This window comes from Neisseria sp. HMSC056A03 (assembly GCF_001815685.1).
In the GTDB taxonomy this organism is placed as follows: Bacteria; Pseudomonadota; Gammaproteobacteria; order Burkholderiales; family Neisseriaceae; genus Neisseria; species Neisseria subflava.
In genome coordinates, this window is the sequence record NZ_KV821666.1 from 14,085 (window position 1) to 24,882 (window position 10,798).

General features: G+C 48.6%; 7 protein-coding genes and 1 tRNA gene. 7 read left to right on the forward strand and 1 reads right to left on the reverse strand.

The window, feature by feature from the left end; genetic code table 11:
* Positions 1-47 precede the first annotated feature (47 nt).
* Complete coding sequence (locus HMPREF3052_RS10365; protein WP_070749753.1) at positions 48-425, reverse strand: Ag473 family lipoprotein; 378 nt, start codon at positions 423-425, stop codon at positions 48-50.
* Positions 426-607: 182 nt separating this feature from the next.
* Between HMPREF3052_RS10365 and HMPREF3052_RS10370 the strand changes: the two genes are divergently transcribed.
* The 7 genes from HMPREF3052_RS10370 to cas2 all read left to right on the forward strand — a co-directional run bounded on the left by HMPREF3052_RS10370 (position 608) and on the right by cas2 (position 10,576).
* Positions 608-683, forward strand: a tRNA-Lys gene (locus HMPREF3052_RS10370).
* 258 nt (positions 684-941) lie between these two features.
* Positions 942-2,384: an aldehyde dehydrogenase gene (aldA, locus tag HMPREF3052_RS10375; RefSeq protein WP_070749754.1), complete on the forward strand. Its 1,443-nt coding sequence runs from the start codon at positions 942-944 to the stop codon at positions 2,382-2,384.
* 179 nt (positions 2,385-2,563) lie between these two features.
* The gene (lysS, locus tag HMPREF3052_RS10380; RefSeq protein ID WP_070749755.1) at positions 2,564-4,075 is read left to right on the forward strand and encodes a lysine--tRNA ligase; all 1,512 of its coding nucleotides are present in this window, start codon (positions 2,564-2,566) and stop codon (positions 4,073-4,075) included.
* A 262-nt stretch (positions 4,076-4,337) separates the two neighbouring features.
* Positions 4,338-5,762, forward strand: a complete 1,425-nt coding sequence (locus tag HMPREF3052_RS10385) for an alanine/glycine:cation symporter family protein (RefSeq protein WP_070749756.1) — start codon at positions 4,338-4,340, stop codon at positions 5,760-5,762.
* Positions 5,763-6,031: 269 nt separating this feature from the next.
* Positions 6,032-9,277 (forward strand): type II CRISPR RNA-guided endonuclease Cas9, encoded by a 3,246-nt coding sequence (gene cas9 / locus HMPREF3052_RS10390; protein ID WP_070749757.1) that lies wholly within the window; start codon positions 6,032-6,034, stop codon positions 9,275-9,277.
* A 65-nt stretch (positions 9,278-9,342) separates the two neighbouring features.
* Complete coding sequence (gene cas1, locus HMPREF3052_RS10395; protein WP_070749758.1) at positions 9,343-10,257, forward strand: type II CRISPR-associated endonuclease Cas1; 915 nt, start codon at positions 9,343-9,345, stop codon at positions 10,255-10,257.
* Positions 10,250-10,576: a CRISPR-associated endonuclease Cas2 gene (gene cas2 / locus HMPREF3052_RS10400; protein WP_070631832.1), complete on the forward strand. Its 327-nt coding sequence runs from the start codon at positions 10,250-10,252 to the stop codon at positions 10,574-10,576. Before cas1 ends, cas2 begins: the two co-directional genes overlap by 8 nt.
* Positions 10,577-10,798: the final 222 nt, after the last annotated feature.

The following is a 10,798-nucleotide window of genomic DNA, read 5'->3' on the forward strand; positions in this document are numbered from 1 at the left end:
GGCCGTCTGAACATTTCAGACGGCCTTTTCAAATATCAAACACCAGCTTATTTAGCAGCGTCTTTCAATTTGTCGGCAGCTTCTTGAGTCGCATCGGCTGCTTTACCCATAGCGTCTTTAGCTGCGTCTTTGGCAGCATCTTTAGCTTCTTCAACCGCTTTACCGGCAGCATCTTTAGCGTCAGAAACTGCTTTATCCGCAGTTGCTTTAGCATCTGCAGCAGCGTCTTTAACATCAGAAACAGCTTGCTCAGCCGCACCTTTGGCTTCAGAAGCAGCAGTATCAACAGCAGAAGCTGCATTTTCAGCAGCAGCGTTTACATCGGAAGCAACAGCAGAAGCCGCCTCTTGGGTTTCTTTTTTCGCTTCTTGTGTACACGCAGCCAAGCCGGCTACCATCATTGCAGCAATCAATAATTTTTTCATGTTGTATATCCTTTGGTCTAAAAAATATCTGTCAAAACTTACAGACCAAAAAATCATAACATAATAAATGCTCAAAACAGGGAGAATTAACGCCAAATAACAGCTGGTTTACGTTTTTTGAAAAAAATTTCAAAAAAACAGTTGACGAAAAGAAACAAGATACCTATAATGCACAGCTTATCGGGTCGTTAGCTCAGTCGGTAGAGCAGCGGACTTTTAATCCGTTGGTCGAGCGTTCGAATCGCTCACGACCCACCAAATATGAAAACCTGCTTTGAAAAAAGCAGGTTTTTTTTATATTTTCCATCAAGCCTTTCTTCTTGTCACAATGCTGTTATAGATGTAACTCAAAACATCACAAACTTCTTAAATCAATCAAGCCCAACTCCCCGCACATCATATTTTTCTAAAAACTTCCAAATACCTATCATCAACCCACGCTAAATCCTCTTGTATGCCAGACAATTTAAGCATAGACTAAAACTACATCCAACTACAACAACAGGAGAAGGTTTGATGAAACAACTGTCTATGTATATCAACGGCCGCTTTGAAACCGACTTTAACGGCACATGGCGTGATGTATTGAATCCGGCAACCGAAGAAGTTATCGCGCGTGAGCCTAAAGGCGGAAAAGCCGATGTTGATCGTGCCGTTGCCGCGGCCAGAGATGTGCAAACTGCATGGGAGCGTTTGCCTGCCGTTGAGCGCGGCGCATACCTGCGCAAAATTGCCCAAGGCATCCGTGAACGCGCCGACGAGCTGACGGATACCATTGTTGCCGAAGGCGGCAAAACCAAAGATTTGGCACGCATAGAAGTTATGTTCACTGCCGATTATCTCGACTACCAAGCAGAATGGGCACGCCGTTATGAAGGCGAAATCATCCAAAGCGACCGTCCGCGCGAAAACATTTTATTGTTCAAACGTCCTTTAGGCGTAATCGCCGGCATTTTGCCGTGGAACTTCCCATTCTTCCTGATCGCCCGCAAAATGGGCCCGGCTTTGGTAACAGGCAATACCATCGTCGTCAAACCAAGCAGCGTTACCCCGATTAACTGCCACATCTTTGCTGAAATCGTCCATGCCTCAGGCTTACCCGCAGGCGTGTTCAACGTCGTCAACGGCCCGGGCGCAGAAATCGGCAATGCCTTGGCATCGCATCCACAAGTCGATATGGTCAGCCTAACCGGTTCTGTCGATGCCGGCCGCCAAGTGATGGAAGCCGCTGCCGCCAACATTACCAAAGTCTCACTGGAACTGGGCGGCAAAGCCCCTGCCATCGTCCTGAAAGATGCCGACTTGGATCTGGCCGTCAAATCCATCTTGGCTTCACGCGTGGGCAATACCGGCCAAATCTGTAACTGCGCCGAACGCGTGTATGTCCACAGCAGCCTGAAAGACGCGTTTATCGAAAAAATGACCGCCGCCATGAAAGGCGTACGCTACGGCAACCCTGCCGAAGCCGAACCCGGCGCACTGGAAATGGGCCCATTGATTGAAGAGCGCGCTGTCAAAGCCGTTGCCGAAAAAGTGGAACGCGCAGTTCGACAAGGCGCAACCTTGGTCTGCGGCGGCAAACGCGCCGAAGGACGCGGCTATTTCTTCGAGCCGACCCTGCTGACCGACACCGACAACAACATGGACATCATGAAGGAAGAAACCTTCGGCCCTGTCCTGCCTGTTTCCACTTTCGACACGCTTGACCAAGTCATCGCCTTGGCAAACGACTGCGAATTCGGTCTGACCAGCTCCGTGTACACCACCAACCTGAACGAAGCCTTCTACGTCACCCGCCGCCTGCAATTCGGCGAAACCTACATCAACCGCGAAAACTTCGAAGCCATGCAGGGCTTCCATGCCGGTTGGAAAAAATCAGGTATCGGCGGCGCCGATGGCAAACATGGTTTGGAAGAATATCTGCAAACCCAAGTTGTTTATTTGGAAACCGATATCTAACCACCGATACGACCCTTCATGAAACAAAAGGCCGTCTGAAACCGATTTTTCAGGTTTCAGACGGCCTTTCTGCCTTTATAGAAAAAAACACCGACATCGCGTAAAATAGAGCCAATTTTTCACTTTATTCAGGCCGTCTGAAAACTCCGGCAGCCTGACTCATTTTTCCGGAAAACACCATGAGCGAACAAAACAATCCGCAAATCGAGCCGCAGTTGGACGAAAACCAAATCATCGCCCTGCGCCGCGAGAAACTGCACAACATCCGCAAAGAACGCAACGCCTACCCTAACGATTTCAAACGCGACAGCTTTGCCGCCGACCTGCACACCCAATACGGTGAAATCAGCAAAGAAGAACTCGACCCGCAAGGCATTTCCGTCAAAGTTGCCGGCCGCATGATGCTCAAACGTCAAATGGGCAAAGCCAGCTTCGCTACCATTCAAGACGTTACCGGTCAAATCCAGCTTTATCTGAACAACAAAGGCGTGAGCCAAGAAGTTTTGGACGACTTCAACCACTGGGACTTGGGCGACATCGTCGGCGCGGAAGGTACTTTGTTCAAAACCAACCACGGCGAATTGACCGTGCGCGTGTCCAACATCCGCCTGCTGTCCAAATCCCTGCGCCCGCTGCCCGACAAACACAAAGGCTTGAGCGATCAAGAAACCAAATACCGCCAACGTTACGTCGATTTGATTGCCAATGAAGAGTCGCGCAATACGTTTATCAAACGCAGCCAAATCATCCAATCCGTGCGTAATTTCATGGTAAACGAGCATTATCTCGAAGTTGAAACCCCGATGATGCACCCGATTCCCGGCGGCGCGACAGCGAAACCATTCGTTACCCACCACAATGCCTTGGACATTCCGCTCTACCTGCGCATTGCACCCGAGCTGTATCTGAAACGCTTGGTTGTCGGCGGTTTGGAACGCGTGTTTGAAATTAACCGCAGCTTCCGTAACGAAGGTATGTCCGTACGCCATAACCCTGAATTCACCATGATTGAATTCTACGAAGCCTTCTCCGACTACGAACGCATGATGCAAATGGCGGAAGACATCATCCGCAACGCTTCCCGCGCGGTAAACGGTACGGCAAAAATCAGCTACAACGGCAAAGAAGTCGATTTGGAAAGCCCGTTTGAACGCCTGACCATTCTCGGTGCCATCAAAAAATACAATCCGCACTACACCGATGAGCAGTTGAACGATGAAGAATGGCTGAAAAAAGAAATCGTCAAACACGGCGAAAGCCTGCCTCCTTCTCCGGGTATCGGCAGCCTGCAACTTGCCTTGTTTGAAGGTTGTGCCGAGGGCAAACTGTGGAACCCGACTTTCATCATCGACTACCCTGTCGAAGTGTCGCCATTGGCACGCGCATCCGACAGCAAACCGGGTTTGACCGAACGCTTCGAGCTTTTCGTTGTCGGCCGCGAACTGGCAAACGGCTACTCTGAGTTGAACGATCCGGAAGACCAAGCCGAACGCTTCAAGGCGCAAGTGGCACAAAAAGACGCCGGCGACGACGAAGCCATGCACTACGATGCCGACTACATCCGCGCGATGGAATTCGGCCTGCCGCCGACAGGCGGTTGCGGCATCGGCATTGACCGCCTGGTAATGCTGCTGACCGATTCGCAAACCATCCGCGACGTGATTTTGTTCCCTCAAATGCGCCCCGAATAATGCATTGAAATAAAATCAAGGCCATCTGAAAACAAGACTCTGTTTTCAGACGGCCTTTTTGTTCAAATATGTAAAACGGAAGAGTTTAAATCGATAAATCCTTTACACCATAATAATAAAATCACATGATAATCAAAAAGATAATATAAAAAAGAATATGTAAACGTTTTTCAGTTTGTTGACAGTCTGCTAGAATACATCCAGTTACAGACAGCCTCCACACACAGGCCGTCTGAAAATGGAGAAACTCTGAAAGGTTTGTATGGATCAATTTTTCGAACAGCTTCACGGCTGGATAAACGCCATCAACGACCCAATGTGGTCGGGGTTGGTATATATGCTTTTAGGCGCAGGCCTCTTTTTCACCGTTACCACCGGTTTTGTACAATTCCGCCTCTTCGGCCGCAGTATCAAAGAAATGTTGGGTGGACGCAAACAAGGTGATGATCCGCACGGAATTACACCGTTCCAAGCATTCGTTACCGGCTTGGCCAGCCGCGTAGGCGTGGGCAACATCGCCGGCGTGGCGATTGCCATCAAACTCGGCGGACCGGGCGCGGTGTTCTGGATGTGGGTAACCGCCTTAATCGGCATGAGTTCGGCGTTTGTTGAATCTTCACTGGCTCAACTCTTTAAAATCCGGGACTACGACAACCACCACTTCCGCGGCGGCCCTGCCTACTACATCACTCAAGGCCTGGGACAAAAATGGCTGGGCGTTTTATTCGCCCTGAGTCTAATTTTCTGTTTCGGCTTTGTATTTGAAGCCGTACAGACCAATACCATCGCCGATACCACCAAAGCGGCATGGGGCTGGGATCAACACTATGTCGGCGTTGCACTGGTTATTCTGACCGCCCCGATTATCTTCGGCGGTATCCGCCGCGTATCCAAAGCCGCGGAAATCATCGTTCCGCTGATGGCGGTTTTATATCTCGTCATAGCACTCTTCATCATTGTTACCAATATTTCCCTGATTCCTGACGTGTTCAGTCAGATTTTTTCCAACGCGTTCAACTTCGATTCGGCTGCAGGCGGTTTCCTCGGCGGTCTGATTTCGACCACCATGATGCAGGGTATCAAACGCGGCCTGTATTCCAATGAGGCGGGTATGGGTTCCGCGCCGAACGCCGCAGCCGCAGCCGAAGTGAAGCACCCCGTCTCCCAAGGCATGATTCAAATGCTGGGCGTTTTCGTCGATACCATCATCGTCTGCTCATGCACCGCCTTTATCGTCTTGACCTATCAACAGCCTTACGGAGACCTGAGCGGTGCGGCGCTGACCCAAGCGGCAATCGTCAGCCAGGTAGGCGAATGGGGCGCGGGTTTCCTTGCCGTCATCCTATTTATGTTTGCCTTTTCAACCGTTATCGGCAACTATGCCTATGCCGAGTCCAACGTCCAATTCATCAAGAGCCATTGGCTGGTTACCGCCGTTTTCCGTATGCTGGTTTTGACATGGGTCTACTTCGGCGCAGTTGCCAACGTACCCTTGGTATGGGATATGGCAGACATGGCCATGGGCATCATGGCATGGATTAACCTCGTCGCCATCCTACTCCTGTCCCCACTTGCCTTCCTGCTGTTGAAAGACTACACAGCCAAGCTGAAAATGGGCAAAGATCCAGAGTTCAAACTCTCTGAACACCCGGGCTTGAAACGCAAAATCAAATCCGATATCTGGTAACACCAAAGGCCGTCTGAAATTTCAGACGGCCTTTTTAATCCCTGCCATTTAGACAAAACGATGCCCCTTAAAGCCGAAGCCTTAAGGGGCAGAGCGTTGCGGCACATCTTTTCAGACGGCCTTATTGTAGCAACGTTTCTCATTTCGCAGTGCAACAATATGTCCAAATTCTAATTCCAAATCGGCACCCAGTCAAGCATTTCATTTGCATGATAATACTTACCTAGGATATATTTATACTTACTAAACATCATATTACGGAGAAACTGATGGCTGCATTCAAACCCAATCCAATCAACTACATCCTCGGCCTCGATATCGGCATCGCATCCGTCGGCTGGGCGATGGTAGAAATTGACGAAGAAGAAAACCCCATCCGCCTGATTGATTTGGGCGTGCGCGTATTTGAGCGTGCAGAAGTACCGAAAACAGGCGACTCTCTCGCAGCGGCAAGACGCTTGGCACGCAGCGTCCGCCGCCTGACCCGCCGTCGCGCCCACCGCCTGCTTCGGGCCCGTCGCCTATTGAAACGCGAGGGCGTATTACAGGCTGCCGATTTTGATGAAAACGGCTTGATTAAATCCTTACCGAATACACCATGGCAACTTCGTATAGCCGCATTAGACCGCAAACTGACGCCTTTAGAGTGGTCGGCAGTCTTACTACATTTAATCAAACACCGCGGCTATTTGTCGCAAAGAAAAAACGAGGACAAAACTGCCGATAAGGAGCTTGGCGCTTTACTTAAAGGCGTAGCCGACAATGCCCATGCCTTACAGACAGGCAAATTCCGCACACCGGCCGAATTGGCTTTAAATAAATTTGAGGAAGAAAGCGGCCATATCCGCAACCAGCGCGGCGATTATTCGCATACGTTCAGCCGCAAAGATTTGCAGGCAGAGCTGAATGTACTGTTTGAAAAACAAAAAGAATTCGGCAATCCGCATATTTCAGACGGCCTTAAAGAAGGTATTGAAACCCTGCTGATGGCGCAACGCCCTGCCCTGTCTGGCGATGCTGTTCAAAAAATGTTGGGGTATTGCACCTTTGAGCCGACAGAGCCGAAAGCCGCTAAAAACACCTATACCGCCGAACGTTTCATCTGGCTGACCAAGCTGAACAACCTGCGTATTTTAGAGCAAGGCAGCGAGCGTCCGCTGACTGATACCGAACGTGCCACGCTTATAGATATGCCTTATAAAAATAAGCTAACTTATGCAAAAGCACGAGAACTGCTGGGATTGGACGATACGGCATTTTTCAAAGGTTTGCGTTACGGCAAAGACAATGCCGAATCGGCAACGCTGATGGAAATGAAGGCTTACCACGCCATCCGCCGTGCGCTGGAAAAAGAAGGTTTGAAAGACAAAAAATCTCCATTAAACCTTTCTCCCGAATTACAAGACGAAATCGGTACGGCATTCTCCCTGTTCAAAACCGATGAAGACATTACAGGCCGTCTGAAAGACCGTGTACAGCCCGAAATATTAGAAGCGCTGTTAAAACACATCAACTTCGACAAGTTCGTCCAAGTTTCCTTGAAAGCGTTGCGCCGAATTGTGCCTCTAATGGAGCAAGGCAAACGTTACGATGAAGCCTGCGCCGAAATCTACGGGGACCATTACGGCAAGAAAAATACGGAAGAAAAGATTTATCTGCCGCCCATCCCTGCCGACGAAATCCACAACCCAGTCGTCTTGCGCGCCTTATCTCAAGCCAGAAAAGTCATTAACGGCGTGGTTCGGCGTTACGGCTCCCCTGCGCGTATTCATATTGAAACGGCAAGGGAAGTAGGAAAATCGTTTAAAGACCGCAAAGAAATCGAGAAACGCCAAGAAGAAAACCGTAAAGACCGTGAAAAAGCCGCCGCCAAATTCCGAGAGTATTTCCCTAATTTTGTCGGCGAACCCAAATCCAAAGATATTCTGAAACTGCGCCTGTACGAGCAACAACACGGCAAATGCCTGTATTCGGGCAAAGAAATCAACTTAGGCCGTCTGAACGAAAAAGGCTATGTCGAAATCGACCATGCCCTGCCGTTCTCGCGCACATGGGACGACAGTTTCAACAATAAAGTGCTGGTATTGGGCAGCGAAAACCAAAACAAAGGTAATCAAACCCCTTACGAATACTTCAACGGTAAAGACAGCAGCCGCGAATGGCAGGAATTTAAAGCGCGTGTCGAAACCAGCCGTTTCCCACGCAGTAAAAAACAACGGATTCTGCTGCAAAAATTCGATGAAGATGGCTTTAAAGAACGCAATCTGAACGATACGCGCTACGTCAACCGTTTCCTGTGCCAATTCGTTGCCGACCATATGCTGCTGACAGGTAAAGGGAAAAGACGTGTCTTTGCATCCAACGGACAAATTACCAATCTGTTGCGCGGCTTTTGGGGATTGCGCAAAGTGCGTACGGAAAACGACCGCCATCACGCCTTGGACGCAGTCGTCGTTGCCTGCTCGACCGTTGCCATGCAGCAGAAAATTACCCGTTTTGTACGCTATAAAGAGATGAACGCGTTTGACGGTAAAACCATAGATAAAGAAACAGGAGAAGTGCTGCATCAAAAAACACACTTCCCGCAACCTTGGGATTTTTTCGCACAAGAAGTCATGATTCGCGTCTTCGGCAAACCGGACGGCAAACCCGAATTTGAAGAAGCGGATACCCCCGAAAAACTGCGCACTCTGCTTGCTGAAAAATTATCTTCTCGTCCCGAAGCCGTACACGAATACGTTACGCCATTGTTTGTTTCTCGCGCACCCAATCGGAAGATGAGCGGGCAAGGCCATATGGAGACCGTCAAATCCGCCAAACGACTGGACGAAGGCATCAGTGTGTTGCGCGTACCGCTGACACAGTTAAAACTGAAAGACTTGGAAAAAATGGTCAATCGGGAGCGCGAACATAAGCTATACGAAGGACTGAAAGCACGTTTGAAAGCACATAAAGACGATCCTGCCAAAGCCTTTGCCGAGCCGTTTTACAAATACGATAAAGCAGGCAACCGCACCCAACAAGTAAAAGCCGTACGCGTAGAGCAAGTACAGAAAACCGGCGTATGGGTGCGCAACCACAATGGCATTGCCGACAACGCAACCATGGTGCGCGTAGATGTGTTTGAGAAAGGCGGCAAGTATCATCTGGTCCCGATTTACAGTTGGCAGGTAGCGAAAGGGATTTTGCCGGATAGGGCTGTTATCGCTTTTAAAGATGAAGAAGATTGGCAACTTATTGATGATAGTTTCAACTTTAAATTCTCATTACACCCTAATGATTTAATTGAAGTAATAACAAAAAAAGCTAGAATGTTTGGTTACTTTGCCAGCTGCCATCGAGGCACAGGTAATATCAATATACGCATTCATGATCTTGATCATAAAATTGGCAAAAATGGAATACTGGAAGGTATCGGTGTCAAAACCGCCCTTTCATTCCAAAAATACCAAATCGACGAATTGGGCAAAGAAATCAGACCATGCCGTCTGAAAAAACGCCCGCCTGTCCGTTAAATTAATCTATCCCTGTTTCAGACGGCCTGAAGCAGGGATTTTTTATATCAAAATAAGGGGAAAACATGACTTGGCGCAGCCTGCTTATTCAAAACGGCGGCAAACTATCCTTGCAACGCCGGCAACTGCTGATTCAACAAAACGGCGAGTCCCACACCGTACCATTAGAAGACATCGCCGTTATTATCATCGAAAACCGCGAAACCCTGATTACTGCCCCGCTCCTATCAGCCTTAGCCGAATATGGCGCAACCTTACTGACATGTGACGAACAGTTCCTGCCCTGCGGACAATGGCTGCCTTATGCCCAATATCACCGCCAACTTAAAATCCTCAAGCTGCAGCTGAATATAAGCGAACCCTTAAAAAAGCAACTCTGGCAACATATCATCCGCCAAAAAATCCTAAATCAAGCATTTGTCGCAGACGAAACAGGCAATGATCTTGCAGCCAAACGGCTGCGCTCTTTGGCAGTTGAAGTCCGTTCAGGCGATACAGGAAACCGTGAAGCCCAAGCTGCCGCCCTCTACTTCCAAGCCCTCTTTGGAGAAAAATTTACCCGTAATGACAACAATGCCGTCAATGCCGCATTGAACTACACCTACGCCGTACTCCGTGCCGCAGTCGCACGCGCCTTGACCTTATATGGTTGGTTGCCTGCATTAGGCTTGTTTCATAGAAGCGAACTAAATCCATTCAACCTCGCAGATGACTTTATCGAACCCTTGCGCCCATTGGCCGATCTGATCGTTATACATTTGCATGAACAAGGCCGTTTGAAAACTGATCTGACCCCTAACATCAAACAAAACCTTATCAAGACCCTTCACTGTCAAATCTGCATCGAACGGCAACATTTCAGCACCTTAGCTGCCATCGATAAAATAATTTCTTCATTTCAAGCCAGCATAACCGACAAAAACGCCAAACAGCTGAAACTGCCTGAAATCTTGCCATTGAAAGAATACCAATATGAGTGAGGCCAAATTTATGAGGATTATTGTCTTCTTCGACCTACCGGTTACCACAGCGGCAAAGCGCAAAGCCGCCAATCAATTCCGCCAGTTTCTATTAAAAGATGGATACCAAATGCTCCAGCTTTCCGTATACAGCCGTATTGTCAAAGGTCGAGATTCGTTGCAAAAACACCACAATAGGCTATGTGCAAACCTACCGCAAGAAGGGTCAATCCGCTGTTTGGAAGTAACAGAAAAGCAATATACCACCATGAAACTGCTGTTGGGAGAGCTGAAAACCCAAGAAAAAAGGGTAAATTCCGACCAACTATTATTATTTTAAGTCCTATTTTTCAGACCAAATAAAATGGGAAACCCTTATAGAATAAGGGTTTCCCATTAAGGTATTGTAGCACTGCGAAATGAGAAAGGGAGCTACAACGAAAAGCGTATTCAGATTTCGATTGATCGTATTGTAGCACTGCGAAATGAGAAAGGGAGCTACAACTCCCTGCTGGCTCAGGTGTCATGGTTGGAAATTGTAGCACTGCGAAATGAGAAAGGG